The following is a 26,827-nucleotide window of genomic DNA, read 5'->3' as shown; positions in this document are numbered from 1 at the left end:
CTCCGGAGCTGCTTTTTTTAAAGGAAAAGGTTGACAAAGAAACCGGATTGTCCTTTAATGCACTACTCCCTAATCTGTATAGAGATGGCGGGGACAGTGTAGCCTGGCATTCCGACAAGGAACACCGTATTGGAAAAAATCCCAATATAGCTTTCCTTACCTTCGGACAGACCCGTCCTTTCCGGTTCAGGCACAAAACAGATAAAAGCCTGCCGCAGATTGAGATTCCACTGCATCACGGCACATTATTGCTGATCTCTGGGACGACTAATACCTATTGGGAGCATCATATCCCTAAGTCGGCTAAAGATATGCTTCCCAGAATCAACCTCACTTTTAGAAAAGTAATCACCAGAAAAATGTTTTGATATTATTTCTTAAATGAAATAACCAGCCAGTTTTCTCCTTTTTCCACATCGACAGCCATCCAGCCTATAAGGTCTGTGGCCTTTGCAGCAAGCTTTGAAAAAACTAGTGGAGAATGCATCTTGTTTTCAAGGCGCATCGCTCTTTTGGTAAAACTGATATTTATATTACTGAGGATTTCCGATACACTGTAACCATCGCGCATGTAAAGCTTTACTGGATCAATGCTATCGACAATGCCGAAAAGAAACAACAACGGGAAGTTATTTAAAGAAATTTCCCTGAATCCTGGCTGCACAAGATATTGCAGACCGCTTTCGGTATATGCTATAACATCTTCATGGTCCGAAGGAAGGGTCCACATATTATGACAGGCAATAGCCGCTGCAGCCTGTGCATACTTCTTCTCTAGTGAATGATGCCATCCTAATGGTTCATTTTGCTTTTTTGATTTCTCACGTCTGATTTTTACCAGGCGGTCATATAGATATATACCGGCTAAGATCCCATGGTCAATCTTTCCGTTGTTGCTGCGATACCTGAAATATAGAGAAATAAGGCCATGTAATTTTTCATCAGCACCATCCGGTGCCACATCTAATATGCTGTGCTCAATATTATAATGTGCCAACAAGCCGTTCAGGTCATCAAGCATGGGATGATTTTGCGGGTTGTCTTCGATTTCCATTGCAAAATCATGGAACAGCACTGCCAGAAACCACAGCAATGGAAACAGGGGATAATTTAACTTTGACCTGCGGGCATTTAAAAGATGTGTCTTTAGGATTGTATTTTCCCTTATTAGGATACCAAAAAAGAAAACGGAATTGGTATGGAAAGCCCTTTCATCATAGAGCATACCTGGGCCAAATTGCTGCAGTACCTCATCTTTACCGGAAAGCCGGTAATATCTCTTTATAAAATCCTGATGGGTGTAGGCCGAATTTATGTCCGCTGCAAATGGGCCATTCAGGCCGCCAGGCTGCCTGAAAGCATCATAATAATCCCATACGGAGTTGTCAAGATTCCTGTAAGCGTCTAGTAGAGTTTTCATATCTATTTAAAAAGCCTGTCAATAATTTCTTTTATTTCCTGTGAATCAATTCCACCGTCAGGCTTATCCCTTGTCAGGATAAGCTGTATATCAGCTTGGGGATTTGTAGTATATTCAACAATTCCGGCCCTCTCATACCATTCTTTTTTCCGTTGCCATTTGCTGCGGTAACCATCATCGGTGAGCATCCCCAGATGTTCCCAGTAATAGACAATCCCGCTGTCCTTATCCTCCACAATAAAATCAGGATGTATCATGATACCCCTATCGTCGGTAACCGCTGATTCATAGACATACTGAATGTCATTGTGATATAGTTTATCAGCAATGATGACTTCTGATTTCGAGATCATAAACTCACCCTTTTCAGAAACCTGGACATATCTGGAATCGTAATATTTCTTTTTGATTTCTTTCAGCTTTGGCACCTCAAAAAGGTCGGTCAGCCTTCTGCCCGATTCAGAATATTCACCGGTCGTATACTTTCGGTAATCCTTGAAATCTCCCTGATGAAGTATAACCACACGGCTCTCCTGCCTGGTAAGGGCGGTATAGAAAAGTTCGCGTGATAAAATCGGACAAGGATTGGGAAGTATGAAAAGCACTGTATTGAAACCACTTCCCTGGGATTTATGAACCGTTATGGTATAGGCAAGCTCAAGGTTGAGATCTTTACCTTCACCGAAATCGCTTTCCTGAAACTGGTATGCATAACCTGGCTGTGATGAAAATGCTATGTTGAGGGGCCGTGGGGATTCATAACCCCACTTACCATATTTACCGACATGAATGCCGATCTCCCCGTTAGCAATATATTTTAATGCTTCATCGTTTTTAGGATAGGTTTTGTGCCAGTGTTTGTCAAGACGGATATTTCTGGTGTTGATGACCTTGTCGCCATATACAATCATATCGTCACCTACAGGTTTGTTCATTTTCCTCTGCCAACCCGGATTGATTGCCTTCTCTTTGGTATTGCCACGGAAATAATCCTGAATAATCTGGTTGACTGCCTTGGTACCGTAACCTGTAGTGCGGAGCGGTGAAATAATCTGCCAGTTTTCAATTTTTTTTGCCGACTCGATATCAAATGCCATCCAATCGTTATTTTCATAAGGCTTAGTTCCTCCTAGCGAGAAGTCAAAATTAAGCCTGTCACTGTCCGTCTCGATCCCTTCAACCGTAAGCAGATTGCGGATTTCCGAGTTTGTAACCTCAATAATCATATCCCTGAGATGCTGCGGGCTCTGCCATTCCACAAAGCGGATGTTATCCCACTCGCAAGAGCTGTTCTCCGCTATCTCTTTAAAAATATCATTATCATTTTTCTTGATCTCATCATCGCTGAACCATTTGGCCAGGCGGATATCAAGCCTGTCGGGTTCTTGCTGTGGAATTTCACCATTTTCTGATTGTCTGAAAATAACATCCAGCTCTGCAGTGCCCTTACCTTGAGACCTCAGGTATTCCACAATATCAGCAAATGGGCGCCCCGCTCCTATTGGAGGCAGCTGTCGGTAATCACCAACAAAAATCAGGCGTTCCACCCCGGTCAGTGCATCCAGTACCGCGGCAACCTGCTCTTCGGTCAGCATAGAGGATTCATCAATTATGACGGTCTCATAATGCTGCTGTTCCGCCTTGGGATTTAAATGATACCTGCCGGTGGCAGGATTGTATCGGTCAGCCCTGATAAGGAATTGTGCCAGCGTCTTGGCGTCCTTACCCATTTTTACCCTTGCCTTTCCTGTAGGGGCCAGTTTAAGTACCGCTCCCGATTTTATAAACGGCTGGTCACACAGTACCTTCAGTAGCGTAGTTTTACCTGTACCTGCCGGGCCTATTAGTACAGATACTTTCGAATTGGACAAGACTTCCAATGCAGCGGCTTTTTCACTACGAGCTTTAAGGTCTTTTTCTATATGCCATTTAGGAAGACCTGCATCCGGTCTCTCTATTGCCATGTCTATAATACCTTTCCAGTCCAATACAATTGAAGGATTGATATACCTTCGGATTCTTTTGCTCACAAAACCGCTGATTTTCTGTTTTATTTCAGTCATCCTGGTTAGCTTGAAATAATAACTGGAGCTGTCTTGATCCAAAGTACATCTTTGTATTTCGCCAGCAAGGAATTCCTCCACAGCTTTAAGATTTCTCAGTGACGGATTACAGGCAGGTTTAACGGGCTGTTCATCAAAACGGGTCACCAGCTGCTCATCAGCCAGCAATGTGTGGCCATCCAGACAGGCCTGTTCAAGTATCTTTATTCCATAAGCTCTTATCCTGCGCTGGTCAAGAGGATCAGAAATATCAAAATACTGCGGAACAGGCAATAAACCTGACTCCCCCTGTGTAAAGACAGCTTTGTCAATAATCGATATATCAAATACCATTTCTTCCAGCCTTGATTTCTCGTATAGCAGATAAGGGTTTTTTATGTATTCTCGCTGTTCATGCTCTTTTGCATCAATCACACTGTTTACCTGTCCAGACGAAAGGTTCATCCTGCTGAGCATTTCTAGAAAGTCTTTCTCTTCATGGCTCAATGCCTTATATGTAGCCTTTACGGTTTCGCTCACTATTGGATACCTGTTGAGCCTTAGGAATGATGAGTCTCCGTCAAAAAGTTTTCTCACGTAATCCAATGGATTTTGAACTACTTTCATCTCGCTGTCCCTTACCAGATGGTCTATCTCCCAGGCTATTCCTTGTCCTCCCTGCACTTTTAAGCCTTCAAGCACTTTGCCGAGCCCTGGATAAGGCCCTCTCAACTTCCAAAGCCTGCTGATTTCCTTATCGATCCATTCAAGCTGTCCGCTGTAATCGTTAAATAGAAGAAATGATGCCATCTTTTTCAGTTTTTCCGCCAGAAGAAGCAGGCACTCAATTGCAGAATCGTTGGATACCCATTCTGATCCGTATGAAAACTCCTCGAATGATGGGGCAAAAGCTATGTATTCTGAAACTGAAATTTCCGGATTTCCGGCAGCAGCTGTAAAAAAATCTTGATAAGGCAGCAGAAACCCATTGGCATACCCTTCACGTATCGAGTGGAATACAGGTCTCTCCCACAGGGTGCTCCTGAAACTTTCTGGCAGCAGCTCGCCATACTCATATTCTGTAAGTGAACCTATTTCCGTTACATATCCTACTCCGATAAGAACCCGAGATGTGCTCTCTACAAACGGTATGTTTTTGGCATATATAAAGACAAGCGATTCATTGGGTACAATAGGACTTGCAAATTTATCAAGAAGAGCCCTCTGATTGTCAATATGCTGTACCCAGGTATTCTCAAAACCAAGGGAAGGCTCTTTTTGGGGATCGTACCTCAATCCAAACTCAATTGCTTTTTTTGATGTGTTATCTTCCCTGTTCTTCTGCATCCAGCTATAAGGTATCACCGAAAAACTGTAACCAGGATAACGTAACGCAGTTTCCCTGTAATGCCCGTAAAAAGCAGCATTATTAGGATTGTAGCTATAGGGATGTTTTACTTTTCGCTCTATAGTATGGGCGGACATGAAATGTACTTTTTCAGCCACACACGGAGGAAGCCTGTCCTGGGCAAGTTCATGAATCCACTGACCGGCTATTTCATTTTCAAAATCCGGATCTTTGTTCTCGCTTATTCTTGGAAGAAAGGCGCATGATCCGTTTTCTCGGGGATGACTGCATACGCGTCCGTTCCAGGCGCTGTCATGCCATGGGATCCTAACCGATAGATGCTGTACTGGTATATCCATTACTGTATTTTTTGCTATGTATATTAATTAAAGCTCTGTCCCACCAATTTCACCCGTAAGGTATCGGTCAAGCTGCCTGCGCTCTGCATAATCCAGCGGAAGACCATTAAGAAGGCTGTAAACAAGTTCCGAAGGATAGATAAACCATGTTGGATATCCTGTTGAGCAGGGATTACCTTTGGCTCCCCAGAACCATCGGATCCCAAGGCTTGGTTTGCTATCCCAATCCAAAGCCACAATAGCATAACGTTCCGCCGTGTGTGTAAAAACTACCTTGTAGGGGCCTCCCACAGACCTTCTTGGTGAAGACAGCTTTAAGACTGCACTATCATCTTCTATCGGAAATTTTTCACCTGCCATCTCTTCTTTATTTTATTCGGTTAGTATGCTTCTTCTGTTTGTTCTTCTTCTATCGATACTCCTTCTGTCCACTGTTCTAATATATCTTCATCTACATCAAATTCTCCTGTCCTGTCATCTATATACTGTGGAATGCCTTCCTTTCCGTCGGGGCGCATAGGAAGCGGCTGCATGACCATTTTATAAAAAGGCTTCCTTATGCGCGGCGATTTGGCCTTATCATTGAAATTATCAATCGTTACGCGCTCCCACTGATCAGTTTCAGCCGTCAGATCTTCATGGGTATAAAAAGTCAGTGTACTGATGAATTCATCTGTAACATCCATTCCGAACCTGCTGTAAAACTCTTTTATATCACTGTTTGGATCGTCCAGTTCCGGCTCGTTTGGTGGGTTATTGCCTCCGTTTCCGTCGTTTCTTCTTTTAAACATATGATGCCATGGTTTTCCAGGAGATGGATGGAAATCACTGAAATTGATGGTGCTCTTGGCAAGAATCGCGGCAGGGATTTTTTCAGCAGACAGATAAGAACACCCGTACAAATGTTCTATTTCACCTGCTTCAATGTAGGGGCTGCCAAAAGTGTAATTATACAGCAGGTACAATGGAAGGCGGCTTCTACATTCTACAGCATAGTTATTCAGCAGGTCAATCTGCACTCCGGTTTCGTTTCTATGGTGAAAAGCATTATAGGTGCCATTTAATTCCCGTACATGGGGATCAAGGATCTTCGCCTGCATTGGGATTTTCAGAAAACCTGTCCCAACCTGCAGTCCCATCAGCAGGTCCGCTCCCTTTGTACTTTCGTTTTTTGCTTCATAAATGTCAACCAGTTTCTGTCCTGTCTCTATTTCAAATTTGAGGATTTCATATACCAGGTTTTGTGTAATTGTTACTTCATAAACCCTGAGAAAACTTTTGGTGAAATATTTCTTTACAAATCCAATTCTGTTATAGGTTTCTGTACTGACAAATTTGATAAGTTCCTCTGATGATCTTAGAATACGAGCATTTTTCCGATATTCCACGGCTTCTTTTTCGAACATTAGTAGGTGTGTTTTAGTAATCCGGTAAATATATTAATTGTAAGAATAGGTTCAACAAGTATTTCTACGCATTTAAGAACTTAAACATAACGAAATAATCTTATCCCAATTCGAAAAGGGATAAATGGACAAGCGAAGTTATCGAACGGGCACAAGCTGCGCGCGCATAAAGGCCGTTGGCCACCCTTCGGAACTTATAGCGCTCCGCTTGCCCCCGCACACTTCAGAGCGGCTTTCTTTTTTTCCCTTTTTTCTTTTGAAAAATGCTTTTGCAGGGGTTGAAGAGGATGTAGTAAGATTGTTTCATTTAAAACTTTACATCATGGACATTACCCTAGCCATTTTATTATTTCCTTATTATTCATAATGTTTCAAATACAAATTTGTGCTTATATAAAATTAATTAAACAGTAAAATTAAACCGCTATATTTAATCATACTACAGTACTATTTTAATAAGGCAGAAGGCAAAGTTAAAGTCATAACATAGACCTGGACTTCATACTTAAGTAGAAAAAAAATAAGAATTTGTGAGCAATAATGGTACATTTTCGCTAACTATTTGCTAAAGAAGTATTAGATATAATGCCGAGAATTGCATGAAAATCCTGCCTGATATCCAAAACAAAGCACAAAATCGAAAGTGAAAATTCTGGATTTTATATAGTCGGAAAATAGAGCAACTTTTTCTTTAGTGAAAAATACCTACTATTGGGTATTGCAATCACAAGATAAAAGGATAAATTTCGCGTCCTATATAAATTTATAAGCGTATGATTGTCAATACCGACGCAACCCCCAGTTGGTCAGGATATATATTCCAAGGAGAGGTCGCTTTATGCCGTGCCATTGAATCTATTAATAATATTGTTGGACCTATCCCTGACGATTATTACCTTAGGTTGGAAGAAGATGAAGATTTTTCCCTTCAAACAAATGAAATTGAAGTTTTTCAGGTGAAGGCTTATTTAGATCCCAAGGCAGATAAGATTAGTAAGTATAAAAAAGTTATTGAAGAGCTCATTAATAAATACTATTATCATAAGCGTGTGATAGCGGACCCTTCTGATGGGCGAAAAAGAATACACCAGTACTATCCAAGAATTCGAAAAAAGCCTATTAAATGTACGCTATTGACGGATAAGATCATAGCTGATTTTAATCCGGGGCTATCAAATTTTGAGGCAAAGTATAGTGCAGCCACAAACTTCACATGCATACAGGGAGTATACACTGTTTCCAACATCTATCAAAAACTCAGCGACGCTATTAGGATATCTTGTGCAAATCCTACCCTAACCGATGATGATATAGCAGCTAAAGTTAGCCACTGCTGTCTAAACATTGCAAAGATTGTTAAAGAGCGGCATGCCAGTAAGAGGAAGGAAAAGATAGACTTTAAAGAAATTAAACAATGGATTGATGCACCATTGGCGTTTTCAGAGGATCTATGTTGGTATGAAATTTCTAAACTGTTCTTAAAATTCCTATCTGAAGACTTAGATGCATATGATTTGGATCAGGCGGACCAATTAGCTGAATTTTCTAAAATCCAATCAGCAATAGTAGAACTTGAAAAATTACCTTATAAAGATCTTATATTGTTAATCAAATTTTATACGACACCACATAAGGCACTTGATAAAAATAACCTACGCCAAAGTTTTGGTGGTTTTTTAGAGGGTGCAGCAGTAAAATCTGTTGTCCTCAAAGCCTTAAGAAATTTAATAGAACAACCTTTTTACAAGCACCTTCAATATACCAAAATTAGTGTCAGTGGAGAACAGAATCGATACCAACTGCTCAATCATAACAGTGAGTTTGATAATTCAGCTCCGCAACAAATTAAGTTTCAGCAGCATTGTGAAGAATTTTACAAACACCCTAATACTTTGGATGTAGACCTATATGTTACACGACATCTCACACATACGGAAGAACAAATAAAATCAAAAGTTGTCAATATTTTAGATCCTAATGCAACACCCGAAGAATTAAAAAGACGTTTGTTCGGATTTATAACTATCGATGAAACCATTAATGAAATAAATACATGAAAACCATCATAAATCGCCTAATTAGCGAAGCCGGGCTAGAATTCATTAACGTAGATCCAAAATTAGATTTTGCCTATTATGAGGAAAAGGATGATTTTTTTCTTTTATTGTTTTATAACTACCAAGACATTCTTCAAATTACGGATAATAATATACGAGTTTTGGAATATGCATTAAATACTTTAGTTGTAAATACGAAAGAATCTGAAATACTTTCGCGATTTAAAGAACGGAATATCAATTATAATCTATCAATTATATTATTTGTTGACCTGGATACAGAATATCCTTTACTATTCCAGGAATTTAATAAAGCTGAAGAGAATTATATTAATGCAAAAAAATATATACTTCCCTACCATGGCGACGTGCTGGCCAATTTGAAGGAAAGAATTAGTGAAACAGATAATGTTGCTCAAACATTAAATGAGCTTGCTATTAGTCACAGCGATGCTATATCCCAAATCGAAGAGCAATGGTATGACCTGCTACTTAACCTATTTATCAAAATTCCATTTTTAAACTATAAGCCAGCAGATCACAGCCTTGCTATTGATAGCCTTTCAGATTCGATCAGTGAAACCTTAAGTCAAAGAGAGGCTTCACTCCTTGCAATAATTAATGACTCAAACATTGCAGCTGTTACCGATATAGAAAACTTTGCATTCAACAAAAATATGATTGACAATGGAACAATATAAAATTTCAAGCCTTACAATAAAGAATTTTAAATGTTTTGATGAAATCATTTTCGATTTAGACACTAACAATCTTATTGTACTTGATGGCCCAAACGGATATGGTAAGACTACCGCTTTTGAAGCACTAGAAATATTATTGACCAAGACACCTCGAAGATTGGCAAAAGTTAAGTTGGACAAAAGATATAAGTACAAAAATAGTCCAATTCATAAATTGGAAAATATTCCCATTGAGATATCCGCTGTCTTTTATTCCGAAAATGATCAGCCCCTAGTATTGAAAAGAGTAATTCCGGCGGCAAGCACCACTGAATCAAAAAGAAACAATGTTGGTCAAATATTTACCGATTCAGTATTGTACATAAATGACAAAGAGTCAACCGAGCAAGCACTTGAAGTAGCATTAGGTTTTTCAAACCTACAAAATCTGTTTAATGTTTTAAACTATATTGAGCAGGACGAAAATACTTACTTTCTAAAAGAAGATCCAAAAGATCGCTATAAGGCGCTTATCACGCTACTCGGAGGCAATGAAGAAAGAGTTTTACATGATAAGACCATTGAATTTTGCAGAAAAATCATTGAGAAGATTGGGCAGATTAATAATGAAATTTCGCAAATCAGTATCCGTAATATAGATGTTCTGAATAATGAAATTGCAGAGGTGCAATATAAACTCCTTATAGAATCTTTACCAACTGCTTTGCCATGGGATAACACAAAAGTTAACAATACCGACCTAGACATACACAATTCCTACCTCACAGAAATCTCCAAGATTGAAAATCTATATAAAAGCAGATACAGTGTCGAAGCAGCACTACAACTCCATAGGTTAAACAGATTTCTTAATGATGCTTCAATTCTGCAGTCCATCACTGAAAACTATTGGAGCATTACCAATTTTACAGTCCTTGAAGGGGAAGACACTAAGCGGAAAGATAATCAAACACATATCACAGAGTATTCGTCTATAATTACTCTAATAAATGATAATGATTATTCAGGCCTATTAACAAATAAATATCTTTTTGAATTAGAGACGAAGACTGCTAAGCCCGGAATTGATTTTCCACTTTTCTTGGTAAAACTCAGGCTTATAGTTGCTCAAAAGGATAGCTTAACAGCACAAAATTTAATCTTATCAGATCTAAAAGACAAGCGTGAGAGCCTCAATAAACTAATACATGAACACCGACCTTTAATTAAGCTTGATGATGGTCAATGCCCAACATGTGGATACGACTGGATAAGCAGCCAAGAACTTATAAATCATATCGCAGCTACTGAAGCTAAGATATTTGAATCTTACATAGCAGATAACACAAAGCTGGAGGAGATGAAATCCGAGTTACTCACCGTTTTTTTAAATACGGTAAAATCATTTGCCCAAGATCAGATAGAAAGATTAAACACAGAGAATAGCTCACTTATCGACAGTTCAAGGTTTGCAATTCTTAGTCAAAACTATACAAGATTAAGCAGTCTGATAGGCAATCTAATTTCAACAGTAGCTCCCACAGTACAACAAAATATTGCAAATCTGGTGAATATCCGTGTATTGGAAGACAGTGAGCAGACGGCAGCCCAACTAACTCACCTACTTGAGCGCGAAAAACCTCAAATTGACAGCACTATTAATATCGACGAAATCATTACAGATTTTAATCTTTACTTTTCCGGTAACAAGGAATTACTTGAAAAGCTTACTACTGAAGACTTCATCCATAAACGCCAATATATTCAATTTCAATATTATGATGCTCTCAACAAAAGTCTTCAAAGCCTTCTTCAACGTAAAGATAAGTTAGAAGATCTTTATAATGAAGTAAATGCCATTGTGCAAAAGATAGATGCTAAAATTAGATTATATACAAAAAGTATAGTTGAAAAAATAAGTATTCCTTTCTACATTTATACTGGCAAAATTCTACAAAATCATACTTTGGGTTCTGGTTTACTTCTAATTCTTGATATAAACAAAGAAAGCTCACAGATTTATATAAGGCCAAAATATCGCGATCAGGAAGTTACTTATACATTATCATCCGGGCAATTAGCCGCAACTGTAATTTCATTAATGCTGGTTCTAAATAAAGTTTTTAATAATTCTAAACTGGGCACTATTCTAATTGACGATCCTCTTCAGACATTAGATGAAATAAACTCGCATTCGCTTGTAGAACTACTTAAATACAATTTTAGCAATCAACAAATAATATTATCGACACATGAAGACCGTTACTCTCAATTTATACAATACAAGTTCAACAAATTTAATTTATCAAACAAAAGCCTAAGGCTTAAAGATTTGATATGATTAATTGTAACATTGTAGAAACTTATGATTTTTAGATAACAGCAGAAAACTTGCCCGTATGTAAAGAACTTATACAAAATATTGCCATTGGGGTAGGTAGGAGGTCTAATCAGCATTAAGTGAGATTGACTATATCTAAAACATATCATTTCCAATTTCTAATTTGTCCTGACGTCAAATGAATGTTTGTTTGTGCTACTGTGCGTTATTTGTTCAAAAATTGGTTCGATTCCCGACGAAAATTCACATATATGTACGATTTATTTTTCTCAAAAACGTTAAAAATTTTAACCAGCTGATTTTTAACACCTCTAATTTTTGTCACTTTTGAAATAAACATTTGAATAGCTAGGTTTTAACGGGTTTACTGAAATAAGTTCGAATCCCATCGTTCATAAATTTATTTTTGCCGAAAATAATATTTTCATTATTTTTGCAATCTAATTACATGATTATAACGTTCATATAAAATCAGTTAGCTTCTTAAAACAGGGCTAAAAAGTATAAATAAATCTTCAAAATCAGGGTGCTTTGTTATTGTGGCAAAATCGTGGCACAACCTTGATTAGAGATTTGAAAATGCAGCATTGGCGCGGGTTTCGGGCGTTACGTTCGAATCCTACTCTAAAACCCCACAAGTAAAACCACTGAGAAATCGGTGGTTTTTTTGTTTTATACCTGTTCAGGATATCCAAATTTTTCTGGTAGTGAAACTTAAAACCTTTAGGTTTTGTTTGCTGTGGTAAGTGTATCCATTTCCGGCACTGCCACTTCTTTTTTAAGCTGCTCTATAAAATAAGAATGGGTAAGCCCGGTGCGGTTTACAAAAGCACTTGCAAAATGCTGTGTGGTGCTAAAGCCGGCTTCTTCGGCCAGGGCCTTGTAGGTGTAATTTCTAAAGTGCGGGGCCGTTTTAAGCCGGCCTACAATGTAATCTATCCGCAGGTCGTTAATATAGTCTATGTACTTTTTGTTTTTGTAATGCAGTATAATTTTAGACGTATATTTTGTATTAGAATCTATTAGAGCCGCAAGCTTAACCTGTGTAAGATCTTTATCTAAAAATTTGTGTTCTTTTTCAAACTGTGCCAGGTTATCGAGTACCGCATTTACCACATCCGGATTTATATCGAGCAGGTTTTCTGTTTTTTGCTTCGTTACAGGCTCGTTACCACCACCTGCAGGGTTCATTAACTCGGTAAACTTTTGCCTGTATTTTTTTAAATTTTTAAAGTGACGGTACATTAGGTACACCACTGCAAAAAATAACACAACAATTAACCCTATAAATACAACATCGAGCGCTTTCCTGTTATCTAATGCTACTTCAATTTTTTTCTTATCATACAGCAATTCTTTAGTGTCATATTCTTTATGAATTTTGCCGGATAGATACTTATAATTTGCGTTTAATATGCTATCTGCCTTTAATAACTGCCCAATGTAGTGCAGCTGCAATTCGGGTATCCCGGCATCTTTATAGTAATTAATAAGTATCTCGTAGTTTTCGCGCAGGTCTGGCCTAATGTAGGCTTTAGCATTAAAAATCTCATCAACCCTTCGCAAATACGGCAGGGCCTTTTGCATGCTGTTTAACGCTATATAACATTTAGCAATGTAAAAATTGGTTACTGACACATTACCAAAATCGTCCTGCTGCTCAATTTTCGCCATCACACCCAAAAGCATTTTAAGGGCTGTCTTGTAATTTTTTTCAAAGTATTGATTTACGCCCTCACACTGCTTATAATAAAGGCTCATTTCGGTTATATTAAGCCTTGAACTTTCGGCGAGCCCAAGGTTGTTGGTTTGGGTACAGAGCGAATAATTGCCGGTACGGTTATAACAAAGCGCCAATGAATGCAGGGCATTTAAATATCCCCTGTCATCGGTATCTTTAAAATACGGTAAGCACTCTTTAAACAATGCCATGGCCTCATCATAAAAACCCAGGTAATATTTTATGTGCGCAATAAAATATTTAACCTTGTATTTTAGGTAATCGTCGTTAGTTTTAGCAATAAAATTATTGGCAATAAGATAATTATCAAGCGCCTTAATGTGTTGTTTTTCGGCATAAAAAACAATGCCCCGTGTAAGGTAAGCCGCTCCTATTACATCATTCTGCTTCGATTTTTGCGCTGCATAAACCATACTATCGGCATAGGCAAATCGTAACCTTGCTTCAGATAGGTGTACAAAATACTTATATCCTGCCACCTGCTCCTCCCAGTTATGCTCTGCTTTTGCTTTTGCCACATAAGCACCGGCATAAGTTGTAGCCTTAATGCTATCTTTTGTACTGTCAATTTTTTCGGCAAGGTAGCCGTACCCTTTATTTAAAAGGGTATCCTGTGCTTGCAAAAAAACCGGAAAAAACAACCACAAGGCTGCCCATAAAGTAAGTTGCTTTATCATTTTCTGTCAGAAAAAATAAAAGTATATTCTTTAACTAACCTGTTTTTACATAGTAGTAAAAATCGGGACATTTTAAAACATTTAAATAATAGCTAAGAATGAACTATAGCAAAAATAGCAGAATAAATAGAACTATGCTTGTATAAACAGGCAAATATGGTAAAAAAGCATAGTGGAATTCTGGAATTACACTATCAGAATTCTAAAATTACACCAATAACCGTTTGTAAATAAAGTACACTACCATTAGATTTGTTAACTGAGGCAGTAAGCTAAGGAGGTACCCAGACCTAAGCGCCCAAAGCCTCTAAACTTAAAAATCATCCAACCAACCAATAATTACCTAAGCATGAAAAAACTTTATTTATGGGCATTTGTACTTCCGCTTTTAAATTCCTGTAGTGTCGATTCGCAAACAGATGTTCCTGATCAGGCTACAACAACCACCTCAGCCTCTACCCTTTTTACAAGTAAAATCACGGGGCATTACCCGGAAAATAGCGCCAACGCATTTGATGATACCGGACAGTTGTACTATCAAATTTCTGAAGCTTATTTTGATGCACCGCATGGCAGTTATACTACTTCGCAAATTGTTACTGATGTAGAATCTATTGCTAACGCCAATATTGATTTTTTAGACCTAAAACCAACTAACTATGCGGCAATAACGGTAACAGGGGTAGATGCCATTGCCGATAACAATCTAACATTAACATCTGCCATAAATAATTCGGGCATGTCTCAGCCTGCCAAAAATTCGCTGTTAGCATTTATTAACGGTGTAATGGACCTAAATGACCAGGAAGAGGAATTTGACGACATTTACCAATACACTATTATATACGAAACAGCTGTTATTGCAAACGCTTCATTTAATACTACCGATAAGCAAACCATACTTACCACCACTTCTTTAGTTCGATACGCCTTCTATTTTGCCAGCACACACAAGAAAAAACCACCAAGGGACCGCGACTGGGAAATTGGCGTGGGTAACATAGTGGGTGCCATTAAAGGTGCCGAAGAAAGTACTGCAAAAGCGGTTACTTTATCTGCGGCGGTTGGCATTCGCCACAACAACGATTAAGCGCGATTAAGTATTAAAAGCTATTACATATTACAATGAAAATAAAAAATGCCTACTGTACAGCGGTGCTGCTATTAAACCTGGTTTGCCTGTATTTTATACTGGACCTTGCCAGCTATGATGTTATTATAGGCTACCTGAGAGACGGCAGCGAAAAATTTAGTACACCCCGCAGGCTGGTTTACATTTTTTTATTCAATTGTATTATGAATCTGTTTTTAATAATAGCCCTGCTTATGCGCAACCTGATGTTTACCCCTGCGCTACATAAAGCGCAGCGGTAAACGCATTTCTTTTCTATGATTTATAAGTCCTCCCGCAAAATTAATTTGCCGGGGGCCAGCTTACTACTGTTATGTTTTTCCAACTAATTATTAATAATTTACCAATCACCTTTTATGAAAAAAAATTACCTCTGTACACAAAGGCAGTTGCTTTTCTTTGTGTTTGCCCTCTTTGGGCTCTGTATGGTAACGGGCAGGATGAATGCCCAACAGGCCATTAACATTATTTGGGACAGCGAGACGGGCTGCCTTGTTTATGATGACAAAAAACGGGAATACACCGAAGAAATTGAAGATGGCCCCTGCGTTCGCGTGTGCGAAAACAGTGTGGTTACTTACACCCTTACAGGCGATGCCACCAACTGGGTTACTACCAACTGGAGCATTGCCGGCGGAACCGTTATAGCATCTACCCTAACAACCGTAACGGTACAATGGGGCAGCGCAGGCTGGGCTACAGTGGCAGCTACAGTAACTAAAAATGACGACACCCAGCAAACCGAAGAAATTTGCGTAGAGGTAATACATTCGCCACGAGCGCATTTTGGTGTAATGCCTAACATGAACGCCGACCCAATAAGGGCTTGCGCCGAAGAAACGCTGTTTTTTGTAAACGATTCTGATACCGATGGTGGTACCGCCCTAATAGCCTATTACTGGGATTTTGGAGATGGTACAACATCGCCACAGTTCGAACCTCAGCACGCGTATGCAAGTGCAGGATCATATACAGTTAGCCTTACCGTTACCAACGCATGTAATTGCAGCAATACGTACTATGTAAAAGTAGAGGTTGGCCACGTAGGCTTTGATATTGTTTGCCCCGGCGTGGTTTGCGATAGCGAACGTGCCAGCTACAGCGTACCCGATTTTGTAGCCCAGGGCTGCGCAAATGCCGGTTATAACTGGAGTGTTAGCGGCGGACATATTGTATCGCAACAGCCTTATGGCCCATCTATTATGGTAGACTGGGATAATGTAGACAGCACCGGTTTTGGCTATGTTACGTTTGATGCAAGCGGCTGCGATATAGAATGCGCAGGCGTTACAACCATACAGGTACCTGTTATACAAAGCATTGGTACTATTATTGGCGAGGTTGCCATGTGTACTAACGAGCAAAACATATACAAACTGCCACAATGGCCAAGTACTGTTTTTAACTGGACATTGCTTAGCAACGGCCCGGGTGCTAATCTTATAAATACGTTAAACCCTAACGAGGTTGTTGTAGAAAGTTTTGCAAATCCGGGTACTATTGTGCTGCAGGCTACGTATACCAACACTCTTTTAAATTGCGGTGGTATTGCTACGCTTACCATTAATGTTGCTCCAAGGGCAGAGGTATCTGGCCCTACAACCCTTTGCGCAGATAACACCGGCACCTATACCCTTGCAAACGGCTATGCCGGCGACTGGCAGCTTACAGGCCCTATTGGCACGGTAAACGGCAGCGGACCAACGTTTACGCACCAGTTTACGGTGGCGGGCAACTATACGCTTGTTGTATCGGGTACTACATTTTGCAGGCCTACACAAACAGCTATTGTTGTTAGAGATAAAGAAGTAGCACCTGTGGCTATTACCGGCCCGGCTGTTGCCTGCCCGGGAATATCTGAAACCTATAGCGTAAGCAATACCATTACAGGCACACAAATAGTATGGTCTGTAACAAATGGTACTTTTGATGGCTCTAATACAGGCGATAGCGTTTCTATTGCCTTTGGCCCTACAGGCCCTTACACCATTACGGCATGGCGCGAAAATGTTACAGAGCCTAATTGCCCATCTGATGCTATTACCAAAACGGTAACCCTACCGGTGGTAGATTTAGTTATAGATGGCCCAACACAGGTTTGTGCCAGTACGTATGCCAACTACAGCGTATCGTATGCCGATGGCGAAGTGTACAACTGGTACATAGACAGCCCTCTTAAAGGTAGCGTTAGCAGCGGCCAGGGTACTCAGAACATAGAAGTACTTTGGAATCAGACCAGCGGTTTTGCCGATGTGGTTTTAGAGGTTACAAAATGCGGTGTTGTACAGCCTGAAAAACGCTTTACTGTAGAAATTATTTCTACCCCTAACGTACAGCTTGTAAACCCCGATACGCAAATATGCCGTGGCGAGCCACTTACACTTACCCTTGCCTCTACCCCAACCCTAACATCGGGTACTATAACCTGGGATTTTGGAGATGGTACTGTTTTAAACTCAACAGCTCCGGGTGGGTTAACTATGTCTCACACCTACACTGCTGTAAATACAGGCAGCCTTAATTACAATATTATAATTACAGTAACAAGCCCTAACGGTTGTGTTAACAGTGCCGTAGTAAACCATTCGGTAATAGTATTGCCAGCGCCTGTGGCCAGTATAACCCCGGGTGGTACGTATTCTGTATGCCCTGAATCGGCTTTAAATAACCCAATAACGGTAAATATACAAGGCGGCCTTACAAATATCAGCAGTATTACATGGTATAATGGCGTCAATCCAATATCATTACCCGCTTTCACAACTACCTATAATGTTACATCATACGGTAATTATTATGTAGTTGTTCAAAATTTAGATGGTTGTACCACAACTACCAACCATGTTTATTTTAACGACGATTGTATACCAACACCACCATGCACCATTACACCTACACCGGTAGTGCAAATTACATCGGCACAAAATAACTGTGGCACTATAACGGTTAATGCAAGCGCTTCGGGAAATCCAACTGGTTTCCAATGGATTACCTCATCACCAACAGTATCCCAAAGCACAACTAACACTACTGGTATATTTACTTTTGCAGAATCTGGTTCGTACACGATATACTACAAAGCTATTTATAACGGCAACTGTGCTGTAACAGTTAGCCAGACAGTTATTGTAGAGTATATGCCAGACCTAAGGTACACTATTACGTGCAATGGTAATAGTACATACAATGTTACGCTGTTAGATAACTCCAACTACTTTCCAAGCACACCAATAAACCTTTGGCAGTTTTACGTAGATGGCAGCCCTGTAGGCAATGGGCTTACAACATCGTACCTGGCTAACCTTGCACCGGGTATACATACTATTGGCCTAACTATAGATGGGGCAATAGGATCGCCTTGCAGTGTAACACCAATTACAATTGATTTACCGGCTATGCCAAGTGCCGTTTTTAGCCACGATGCACCAAAATGCGAGGATGCTGTGGTAGATTTTACGGCACCGGTTACAGCGCAAACGGGCCTTTCTTATTTTTGGGATTTTGGAGATTTTTCTTATAATGCACAAAAAGATCCGGAAAAAGTATATACAAATCCCGGTTTTTACGAAGTAATTTTAAAAGTAACCAACCAGTATGGCTGCACTGCTATTTATAGTGAATATATTGAAATTACAGAAAATAGATTGGCAGGTACAATAGAACAAAGTGCAGTTACTGCATGCCAAGGCACTCCTGTAACCTTAACTTACTCACCAGCTCTTAATTCAGACATACCGGATACATACACGTGGATGAATGGTACTACGGTGGTTGGTACAACTACCAATCCTATTAATAATATTAATGTATATACATCTGGTAATTACTGGGTTAAAGTAGAGACTTTGTTAGGATGTTTAGTAACCAATATAGCCCCCGTTAAGGTAACCTTTATAAATGCACCAATAGCTAATATATCAGGGCCAGATGCGGTGTGTATTAGTAATGCGTTTACACTTTCTGTACCAAATGCAGGGGTAGGAGCTATTTACGAGTGGAGCCAACAGGGCGGACCAATAATTTCTACCCTGCAAAGCGTTACCCAGGCAATAAGCTCTTTAGGCACCTATACTTTTAATGTTACCGTAAAAATTCCGGATGGCCTTGGCGGATATTGTACAAGTACAGATAGCCATACGGTAACTGTTAACCCAATGCCGGCTACACCAAGCATAAGCCTTGCAATTGTTGATTGTACTACTTACACGTTTAACCTGCATGCATCAGCACCGGGCCAGGGTACATTTACATGGAGCAATGGTGCCAGCGGCCCAGACATACAGGTAACCCAGGGTGGTGTGTACCAGGTTAGGTTTACCAACCCATCCGGGTGCTATACAACGGCCTCTATAGAAATTCCTAAAGATCCTGCTATTTACCTTTGGGCAGTGCCAGATGGCTGCTACGAATTTTGTAAAGCAGCTTTACAAAACGTTACCATTACAGGTCCGGGTGGCGCAAATATCTTCCCTCAATGGCAATGGCTGGTAAACGGCAACGGCGTTACAGGCGGTAATAACTCTCCGGTAACCCCAATAGACGTTGCTAATTACGGCCCGGGTACCTATCAGTTAGTTCTTGATAATGGCTATTGCCCAAGGATTAGCGACGAGGTACACATTGATAACCTTGGCGATTGTAAATGCGATATAAGGATACGCTTAAAAGAGATAAAACCACAGTTTAAGGAGTTTTGTTTTTACGAGTTTTATTTTGAAATAGATAATCCTTACGGGCCAATGCAAATAACATTAAGCCTGCCTAATGGCGAGGGTGTATTTGTACCAACTACAGTAATGGCGCCATCGGGCACATCATTGCACATGGTTACCATGATACCTTTTGGCAGTTTTGCCGGCGGTACTATAATTGTAAACTTCCAGGGCCTTATAGACGAGGGCAAAACATGCCTTGTTAGCGAACGCTTTGAGTTTCCTGCCTGCGAAGGTAGTGGAGGCCACAGGCTAACGCAGCAGGAAGATGATGCTGCAGCCAGCAAGCTTGTAGTTACACCTAACCCTGCCACAAGTATTGTTAGCCTTAACTATACGTATGCAGGCAGCGTAGATGGAGATACACGCAGCCTGGAAATATTTAGCCCTTGGGGAGTATTGCTGGAAAGCAACAATCCAAAAGAGGCTAATGGAAGCTGGCAGCCCGACTTAAGCCGTTTTCCTGCCGGCCAGTACATTGTTGTTATGAGGCTTAATGGCAGCCTGGTACTGCAAAAAAGCCTTATATTGCAGTAATAGTCCAACTTTATAATTACTAATAGCCGGGGCGCATTGCGCTCTGGCTTTATTACACACAACCCTATGAAAAAACATTACATTTTAAGTTTACTATCCTTTGTTTGCTGCCTTTTTTTTAATACCCTGGCAGCCCAAAGCTGGCAATGGGGCATTAGCGGGGGCAGTTATCAAACGGTACAAAGCGATGAAAAAGCAGAAAGCCTTACAACCGACTCTAATGGTAACGTATACTTTATTTCGCCTGTAGGGGTTAACGGCCTAAAGGTAGCCGGCGTAGAAAAAGAAGCTTTTTTTACAAAAGATTATATGATTGCCAGCATTAGCTGTTCTGGCACCTACCGATGGTCGCGCGTTATAGGTGGCGTATCAGACGATTTAATTAAAACCATTCAGCTTGATGCTAATAATAATGTATATGCAGCAGGGCATGTTTTCCGCACCTCAGCATCGGGTCAGGTACATTTTGGCCAGGAGCAGGAAGGCACGTACGATACCATACTACCCTACTCTGCTTTAACCGTTAATACTAATAAACAAAAATTATTTTTAGTTAAATACAACTCTGAAGGAGAAATGCAATGGCTACGAATGCCCGAAGCTGATGATATAGCATCTACAGAAAGTCAACAATCATATTCTCACGATGTGCAGACAGACCCACAGGGCAACAGCCATTGGCTGGTAACCATACCACCCGGCACCTATGCCAATGGGGCCTTTGTAAATACTTTAGAGGGCTCTAACCTGTTTGTATTTAAGTATGATACCGATGGCAATTTTATATCGGCAACAGCCTTAGATATGCAATTTTCCTCGATATTTCCTTATTTTACAATGGTACGAGACCATACAAACGGTATACTGTATTTTGGCGGCTACACAACATCTCAGGTGGGCCCTGTAGTAATTAATGGTGCTACTGTAGGTAATAGTATGTTTCTGGCTGCTTTTAACGGTGACGGTACATTTTTATGGAAACACGAAAATGCAGAAGGTTACTTAAGCAGCATAAGAAATATGTATATAGATACAGATAGCAGCCTCTATGTTGGGGGCAGTGGATTTAACGGCGATACGTTTATGGGGCATACCTTTACCTCTGCTTACGGTAGTGGTTTTCCTTTTATAACCAAAATCAACGCCTCCGGAACGTTAGACTGGGCTACTAACGCGCAAACTATAAGCAGTGTGTCTGCTGTTGGTGGCATTACCATTAATGGTAACGAGGTGGGCATTACAGCCGGTTTTGGTAGTATGCAATGGGGCGATTTTGCTTTAGAACAGGAGCCTAACGAAGGGTACGATGTTATGCTTGCACGCTTTAATAAAGCCGATGGAGCCATTATAGCCCTTACAGATATTGCCGGCAATCCCGGCTACTGGGATTATGGTACATCTATTACTGCCGACCCGTTTGGTAACTACTACGTGGGTGGCAAATTTGATAATATACTCTACGTTAACGAAGAGACTACCCTTGTTGATGGCGCTCAGGGTACCGACTTTTTTGTAGCCAAATACGGCACAGATAATTGCAGTTGCTTACCTCCTACTGCTAATTACAGCTTTACAACAGGCACGGTAGAAACACTTGCCTATAATTTTACCTATACCGGCGACGCTTATGATACCATTAGCTGGAATTTTGGCGATGGTGTTACTTCGGCAGAGGCCAACCCTATTCATACCTTTACTAATGCGGGTAGCTACAATGTTTGTGTTAGTGTTGCCAATGCATGCGGCACATCCGAATTTTGTCAGGAAATTACTGCAACTCTTAATGTAGAGGATTTTGAGATGGATTTAATTACTGCATACCCAAATCCGGTTACAGATGTGCTTAACTTAACATCCAAAAGTGAAATATCATACACTTTATACTCGGTTTTAGGCACAGAAATAGTAAGCGGAACAGTTAAGCCGGGAACGTCTCAAATAAAATTAGACCACCTTGCTGCAGGCTCGTACCTACTTAAAGTGCAAAACAGCAGTGGCCATCAAAGGGCTATAAAAGTGTTTAAAAAATAACAATTACCTAAATACATAAATACCTAATAATTAGTTATTTAAAAAATAAAAACCACTGATAAATCAGTGGTTTTTATTTATACCTATTTACAAATGCCCTAATTTTGAGCTATCTGTAACCTCCGAAAATTGCTCTAATAATAACTTCAACTTAGGGTTGATGTACGTTTCGCAAAATGGCCTGCCTGGATCGCTAAAATAATAGTTAAGCGAATCTTCGCGGTTGAGCTTAAAGTCGGCATAAGGTAGTACTTTAGTTATAATGGGTTGCTCAAAGTCTTTTTGCAGTTTATTAATAGCCTGTTGAGCAACAGCAATATCTGCATCAGAAAACGTGTAAACTGCCGACCGGTACTTGCCCCGCATCGAATGCTGCGATGTTGCGCTGTGCGTGTGCAGATGGATGGCTATAAGCACCTCATACGAAATTATTTGGGTATCAAATTCGATCATCACACCCTCAGAAAAGAAGTCGTTCTCACCATCAGAAGCTATCCAGCCCTGCTGTACCGATAGTACGCCTTTAAGGGCTGCAAAAACAGCTTCGGTACACCAATGGCAGCCACCCCCAAACCCTGCTTTTTTAATCATTTGCTTGCAAATTAGGTTGTAGCTTATCTTTATAAAGTTCTTTAAACCCTTCAAGCTTAGGTACAATCATTGCCTGGCAATAGCCGGCATCGGGGTTTTTATTAAAATAATCCTGGTGGTAGTCTTCGGCTTTATAAAAATACTCGAACGGTTCCAGTTGCGTTACAACAAGCTGATTATACAATTGTTGCACATCATCCAAAATCTTTAACGCCATAGCTTTTTCTTCTTCAGATCTGTAAAAGATAATGCTTCGATACTGTGTACCAATTTCAGTTCCCTGGTCATTCAGCACCGTAGGGTTGTGTGTACTCAGGTGAACGCGCAACAGTTCATCATAAGATATCTCTGCCGGATTGTACGTTACCTCAATAACCTCGGCATGGCCTGTTTTACCGCTACCCACCTCTTTATAAGTAGGGTTGGCTATTTTGCCACCGCTATAACCGCTCTCTACAGCAACCACACCTTTAAGCAGCTTAAAAATGGCTTCGGTACACCAAAAACAGCCACCGCCAAAAGTAGCTTTCCTTTCGGTGCTCTCTACTTTTTTAAGAGCAACGGCATTCATGCAATACCGTAGCCCGCCCGGTTGTGGCCCATCCGGAAAAACGTGCCCCAAATGTGCATCGCAGGTAGCGCATAAGGCCTCTACACGTACATTGCCAAAACTAATATCTTTATGATAGGCAACAGCATTTTGCTTTACCGGCTGTGTAAACGATGGCCACCCTGTACCGCTTTCAAACTTCTGGGCACTGTCAAACAATAGGGTACCACAGCATATGCAGGCATATTTTCCGGGTTCGAAATACGAACACATCTCCGAACTAAAAGCCCGTTCTGTTCCCTTTTTTCTTGTAACCCTAAACTGCTCAGGTTCTAAGAGCAATACCCACTGGGCATCGGTTTTCTCTACCCGGCGGTCGGGCACAGGGTTACCGTTATTAATAAACTTAACTATGTCTATCCACTTCAGCATTTTACTACCATTTGTTTATTATTACTATTCAAATTTCGTGCTACAAATCCAAGTAAGCCATTTAATGCAAAAACCCGTTTAAAATGCTTCTAAACGGGTTTAATATACTATCTGATTAGTAAAAAACAGGCGGCGGATTTAAAGTTAAATTCTGCCTTTGGTGCCAGTACGGGTATATTGGCGGTATCTCGCTGGCAGCGTCCAGTTTTTTAACCTGCTCTGTAGTAAGGTTCCACCCTACAGCTTCAAGGTTTTGCTTAAGCTGCTCTTCAGTTCTTGCGCCAATAATAATGCTGGAAACCGTTGGCCTTTGTAGCAGCCAGTTTATAGCTACCTGCGGTACGGTTTTGCCGGTTTCTTCGGCTACAGCTTCCAGGGCATCGGTAATTTTAAAAAGATGTTCCTTCTCAACTGCCGATTCCGGTACCGGGCTACCACCGCCAATTACACGGCCACTATCGGGCCAGTCTTTGGTGCGACTAAATTTACCGCCAAGACGGCCGCCGGCAAGCGGACTCCAAACAATAGCACCTATTTTTTTATCAATGCCAAGTGGCATCAGCTCCCACTCATACTCCCTGTTAGTAAGCGAATAATATACCTGGTGGGCTACATAACGGTTCCATCCGTATTTTTCTGATACCGCCTCCGATTTCATTAAATGCCAGCCCGAAAAATTAGAGGCAGCAATGTAGCGTACCTTGCCGCTCTGCACCAAATCATCGAGGGTGCGAAGGGTTTCTTCTACCGGCGTATTGCCATCAAAGCCATGCATGTGATAAATATCTATATAATCGGTACCCAGCCTTTTAAGGCTGCCTTCTATTTGCTTAAGTAAATGATGGCGAGACGATCCCTGGTTGTTAGGGGCATCGCCAAAAGTAAATGTAGCTTTGGTAGAAATTAGCAGTTTATCGCGATTATGCCCTGCAATGGCCTTACCCAAAACCTCTTCGGCCAAACCGTCTGAATAAATATCGGCGGTATCAAAAAGGTTAACGCCGGCCTCCATACATATATCAATCAGTCGCTTGGCTTCTTCAGCCTGCGTACTGCCCCATGCTTTAAAAAATTCGTTGCTACCGCCAAAAGTAGCTGTTCCAAAACTTAACACCGGAACCTGAAGTCCGGATGCGCCCAGTTGTCTGTATTCCATATTATTAAAATTTATTTTTTAAGATATTCAATAATTCCTATTACATCATTTTCGCCAAAGCCTTCCTGGCTTGCTGCGCCATAAGTATCAACAAGAACGCTGGTAAACGGAAAGTTAGCACCGCTGTCTTTTGCCAGCAGTATGTCTTTAAGCATCAGGTTTAATGCAAAAGTGGGACTGTATTTTTCCTGCACCAACAATGGCGTTTTAACTTTAGTTGCCCCGCTGCCACTGGCACTCTCGTTAATAATTTCGAGCATATTTTCTCTCGAAATTCCGTTTGCTTCGGCAAAAAGAATGGTTTCTGCCAGCCCCTGGTATAAAATAGAAATAAAGTAGTTAACTGATAGCTTAGCCGATAGACCCGCGCCATTATCTCCCAGATATTTTACCGATTTACCCAATTTTTCCAGGTAAGGCTTAGCCCTTTCTACATGCTCCCGCTTACCGCCTGCCATGATAATCAGCGTTCCTTCTGCCGCCGGTGTGGTGCTGCCCGCAACAGGAGCATCTATAAGGCCGGCACCTTTTTGCTCTAATGCCTGTGCCGTTTTTACCGATACATCTTTAGATATGGTGCTCATATCTATAAACAGTTTGCCAACAAGGCTTTCTACTAATAGTACTTCATCATATATTGCCTGTACGGCAGCATCGTTAGTAACTATTGTAAATATAATATCCGATGTCTCTACAAGGCTCTTTACATCGGGGCTAACAGGTATGTTATTATCTTTAAAATATTGGGTTTTACTACTGCTCCTATTATAAACGGTTACATCAAAACCTGCTTTAATAAGGTTAAGTACCATAGGTTTACCCATATTACCAAGGCCTATCCAGCCTATTTTTTGTTGTATTGCTGACATGCTAATTGTCTTTTTTAATTTGAAATTATAAACTTGTTTACGCCATTTGTAGGTAAATTACCTCAATAGCGTTACTACAAAGTTGGCTATATATCTGCGATTATAGTTGTAGATTTAAATCAAATACTTGTAAATATTCGACATACCATAAATTCCATCGTTATATATCCCTTAATAAATAATTTATACAATTTTTGTTGCTATTTATCAATTGTACCCGCCTGACTGTCAGTATAACTTTGTATGCTGTTAGCTACATTCAAAATCAAACAGCTATATAAAATTACGGTAATAAATAAACACTTTAGTTATCATGAAAAAAATTATCATACAAATACTGCAATCCGACCTTGGCACGCCACTTTATAACTTTGCTATACTATTTTTCAGGGTTGCCGTTGCAACGGAACTTATTGTAGTACACGGACTTAAAAAACTGGGTATCGGTGTGGCTGTAGCCGAAGTTATACCCAACCCGCTCGGTTTCCCCGAAGCCTTTAACAGCGCCTTTGCCATAGCGGCCAATGTGTTTTTGCCTGTGTTTGTAGTACTTGGGCTATTTACAAGGGCAGCTGCCCTGCCGGCCTTAGCCGTAACCGCAACAGGCTATTTTGTAATGCACGGCAGCGACTCGCTTATTGAGCGCGACATACCTTTTATGTTTAGTGTTTCGATGCTTTTAATTGCACTTTTAGGCGGCGGCAAGTATTCTTTAGATAATTACATAACCTCAAAAATTAAGTAAT

General features: G+C 40.4%; 18 protein-coding genes. 9 read left to right on the top strand and 9 right to left on the bottom strand.

What is annotated here, in order from left to right:
- The first annotated feature begins 8 nt into the window (after nt 1–8).
- On the top strand, nt 9–368 hold the full coding sequence (locus G509_RS22015; RefSeq protein ID WP_081663294.1) for an alpha-ketoglutarate-dependent dioxygenase AlkB family protein: 360 nt from the start codon (nt 9–11) through the stop codon (nt 366–368).
- 2 nt (nt 369–370) lie between these two features.
- Here G509_RS22015 and G509_RS0111920 read toward each other — a convergent pair whose 3' ends face one another.
- The 4 genes from G509_RS0111920 to G509_RS0111905 all read right to left on the bottom strand — a co-directional run bounded on the left by G509_RS0111920 (nt 371) and on the right by G509_RS0111905 (nt 6,575).
- On the bottom strand, nt 371–1,420 hold the full coding sequence (locus tag G509_RS0111920; protein ID WP_026991737.1) for a hypothetical protein: 1,050 nt from the start codon (nt 1,418–1,420) through the stop codon (nt 371–373).
- A gap of 2 nt (nt 1,421–1,422) precedes the next feature.
- Nucleotides 1,423–5,169: an ATP-dependent DNA helicase gene (locus G509_RS0111915; RefSeq protein WP_026991736.1), complete on the bottom strand. Its 3,747-nt coding sequence runs from the start codon at nt 5,167–5,169 to the stop codon at nt 1,423–1,425.
- 27 nt (nt 5,170–5,196) lie between these two features.
- Nucleotides 5,197–5,460 carry a hypothetical protein gene (locus G509_RS0111910; RefSeq protein ID WP_131450716.1) on the bottom strand — a complete coding sequence of 88 codons (264 nt, stop codon included), beginning with the start codon at nt 5,458–5,460 and terminating at the stop codon, nt 5,197–5,199.
- Nucleotides 5,461–5,549: 89 nt separating this feature from the next.
- A complete protein-coding gene (locus G509_RS0111905; RefSeq protein WP_026991734.1) occupies nt 5,550–6,575 on the bottom strand; it encodes a DUF6615 family protein in 1,026 nt (341 codons plus the stop codon).
- Nucleotides 6,576–7,348: 773 nt separating this feature from the next.
- Between G509_RS0111905 and G509_RS0111900 the strand changes: the two genes are divergently transcribed.
- From G509_RS0111900 to G509_RS0111890, 3 genes are read left to right on the top strand one after another with little or no spacing between them, the layout of a single operon-like run.
- Nucleotides 7,349–8,632: a hypothetical protein gene (locus G509_RS0111900; RefSeq protein ID WP_026991733.1), complete on the top strand. Its 1,284-nt coding sequence runs from the start codon at nt 7,349–7,351 to the stop codon at nt 8,630–8,632.
- Entirely contained in the window at nt 8,629–9,333 is a 705-nt protein-coding gene (locus G509_RS0111895) for a hypothetical protein (protein WP_026991732.1), read from the top strand. The genes G509_RS0111900 and G509_RS0111895 overlap by 4 nt, the downstream gene beginning before the upstream one ends.
- Complete coding sequence (locus tag G509_RS0111890) at nt 9,320–11,653, top strand: AAA family ATPase (protein ID WP_026991731.1); 2,334 nt, start codon at nt 9,320–9,322, stop codon at nt 11,651–11,653. The genes G509_RS0111895 and G509_RS0111890 overlap by 14 nt, the downstream gene beginning before the upstream one ends.
- A 723-nt stretch (nt 11,654–12,376) precedes the next feature.
- Here the strand turns inward: G509_RS0111890 and G509_RS22010 are convergent.
- Complete coding sequence (locus tag G509_RS22010) at nt 12,377–14,071, bottom strand: AraC family transcriptional regulator (RefSeq protein ID WP_051200180.1); 1,695 nt, start codon at nt 14,069–14,071, stop codon at nt 12,377–12,379.
- 349 nt (nt 14,072–14,420) lie between these two features.
- Between G509_RS22010 and G509_RS0111880 the strand changes: the two genes are divergently transcribed.
- From G509_RS0111880 to G509_RS0111865, 4 genes are all read left to right on the top strand, one after another.
- The gene (locus G509_RS0111880) at nt 14,421–15,161 is read left to right on the top strand and encodes a hypothetical protein (RefSeq protein ID WP_026991730.1); all 741 of its coding nucleotides are present in this window, start codon (nt 14,421–14,423) and stop codon (nt 15,159–15,161) included.
- Between the two features lie 35 nt (nt 15,162–15,196).
- Nucleotides 15,197–15,445, top strand: coding sequence for a hypothetical protein (locus G509_RS0111875; RefSeq protein ID WP_026991729.1), 249 nt, complete (start codon nt 15,197–15,199; stop codon nt 15,443–15,445).
- 114 nt (nt 15,446–15,559) lie between these two features.
- Entirely contained in the window at nt 15,560–20,452 is a 4,893-nt protein-coding gene (locus tag G509_RS0111870; protein WP_026991728.1) for a PKD domain-containing protein, read from the top strand.
- Between the two features lie 66 nt (nt 20,453–20,518).
- Nucleotides 20,519–22,483 (top strand): PKD domain-containing protein, encoded by a 1,965-nt coding sequence (locus G509_RS0111865; RefSeq protein ID WP_026991727.1) that lies wholly within the window; start codon nt 20,519–20,521, stop codon nt 22,481–22,483.
- 87 nt (nt 22,484–22,570) lie between these two features.
- Here the strand turns inward: G509_RS0111865 and G509_RS22005 are convergent, their stop codons facing one another.
- From G509_RS22005 to G509_RS0111845, 4 genes are all read right to left on the bottom strand, one after another.
- Nucleotides 22,571–23,074, bottom strand: a complete 504-nt coding sequence (locus G509_RS22005; protein WP_035738909.1) for a peptide-methionine (S)-S-oxide reductase — start codon at nt 23,072–23,074, stop codon at nt 22,571–22,573.
- Nucleotides 23,067–24,056 carry a peptide-methionine (S)-S-oxide reductase MsrA gene (gene msrA, locus G509_RS23835; protein ID WP_026991726.1) on the bottom strand — a complete coding sequence of 330 codons (990 nt, stop codon included), beginning with the start codon at nt 24,054–24,056 and terminating at the stop codon, nt 23,067–23,069. The genes G509_RS22005 and msrA overlap by 8 nt, the downstream gene beginning before the upstream one ends.
- Before the next feature lie 115 nt (nt 24,057–24,171).
- Nucleotides 24,172–25,212: an aldo/keto reductase gene (locus G509_RS0111850; protein WP_026991725.1), complete on the bottom strand. Its 1,041-nt coding sequence runs from the start codon at nt 25,210–25,212 to the stop codon at nt 24,172–24,174.
- Nucleotides 25,213–25,223: 11 nt separating this feature from the next.
- Nucleotides 25,224–26,087, bottom strand: a complete 864-nt coding sequence (locus tag G509_RS0111845) for an NAD(P)-dependent oxidoreductase (protein WP_026991724.1) — start codon at nt 26,085–26,087, stop codon at nt 25,224–25,226.
- 307 nt (nt 26,088–26,394) lie between these two features.
- Here G509_RS0111845 and G509_RS0111840 point away from each other — a divergent pair, with 307 nt between their 5' ends.
- The gene (locus G509_RS0111840) at nt 26,395–26,826 is read left to right on the top strand and encodes a DoxX family protein (RefSeq protein ID WP_026991723.1); all 432 of its coding nucleotides are present in this window, start codon (nt 26,395–26,397) and stop codon (nt 26,824–26,826) included.
- The last annotated feature ends 1 nt before the right edge of the window (nt 26,827 follow it).

It is taken from the genome of Flavobacterium subsaxonicum WB 4.1-42 = DSM 21790 (assembly GCF_000422725.1).
GTDB lineage: Bacteria > Bacteroidota > Bacteroidia > Flavobacteriales > Flavobacteriaceae > Flavobacterium > Flavobacterium subsaxonicum.
Note: the sequence above shows the minus strand (reverse complement) of the source record. Positions and strands in the feature narration are given on the sequence as shown.

What these genes read in the sequence shown, in the direction of transcription:
- msrA (WP_026991726.1), bottom strand. Translation starts at nt 24,056, where the DNA reads ATGCTGAAGTGGATAGACATAGTTAAGTTTATTAATAACGGTAACCCT.
- G509_RS0111890 (WP_026991731.1), top strand. Translation starts at nt 9,320, where the DNA reads ATGGAACAATATAAAATTTCAAGCCTTACAATAAAGAATTTTAAATGT.
- G509_RS0111905 (WP_026991734.1), bottom strand. Translation starts at nt 6,575, where the DNA reads ATGTTCGAAAAAGAAGCCGTGGAATATCGGAAAAATGCTCGTATTCTA.
- G509_RS0111875 (WP_026991729.1), top strand. Translation starts at nt 15,197, where the DNA reads ATGAAAATAAAAAATGCCTACTGTACAGCGGTGCTGCTATTAAACCTG.
- G509_RS0111850 (WP_026991725.1), bottom strand. Translation starts at nt 25,212, where the DNA reads ATGGAATACAGACAACTGGGCGCATCCGGACTTCAGGTTCCGGTGTTA.
- G509_RS22010 (WP_051200180.1), bottom strand. Translation starts at nt 14,071, where the DNA reads ATGATAAAGCAACTTACTTTATGGGCAGCCTTGTGGTTGTTTTTTCCG.
- G509_RS0111920 (WP_026991737.1), bottom strand. Translation starts at nt 1,420, where the DNA reads ATGAAAACTCTACTAGACGCTTACAGGAATCTTGACAACTCCGTATGG.
- G509_RS0111895 (WP_026991732.1), top strand. Translation starts at nt 8,629, where the DNA reads ATGAAAACCATCATAAATCGCCTAATTAGCGAAGCCGGGCTAGAATTC.
- G509_RS0111900 (WP_026991733.1), top strand. Translation starts at nt 7,349, where the DNA reads ATGATTGTCAATACCGACGCAACCCCCAGTTGGTCAGGATATATATTC.
- G509_RS0111880 (WP_026991730.1), top strand. Translation starts at nt 14,421, where the DNA reads ATGAAAAAACTTTATTTATGGGCATTTGTACTTCCGCTTTTAAATTCC.
- G509_RS22005 (WP_035738909.1), bottom strand. Translation starts at nt 23,074, where the DNA reads ATGATTAAAAAAGCAGGGTTTGGGGGTGGCTGCCATTGGTGTACCGAA.
- G509_RS0111865 (WP_026991727.1), top strand. Translation starts at nt 20,519, where the DNA reads ATGAAAAAACATTACATTTTAAGTTTACTATCCTTTGTTTGCTGCCTT.
- G509_RS0111870 (WP_026991728.1), top strand. Translation starts at nt 15,560, where the DNA reads ATGAAAAAAAATTACCTCTGTACACAAAGGCAGTTGCTTTTCTTTGTG.
- G509_RS0111915 (WP_026991736.1), bottom strand. Translation starts at nt 5,169, where the DNA reads ATGGATATACCAGTACAGCATCTATCGGTTAGGATCCCATGGCATGAC.
- G509_RS0111840 (WP_026991723.1), top strand. Translation starts at nt 26,395, where the DNA reads ATGAAAAAAATTATCATACAAATACTGCAATCCGACCTTGGCACGCCA.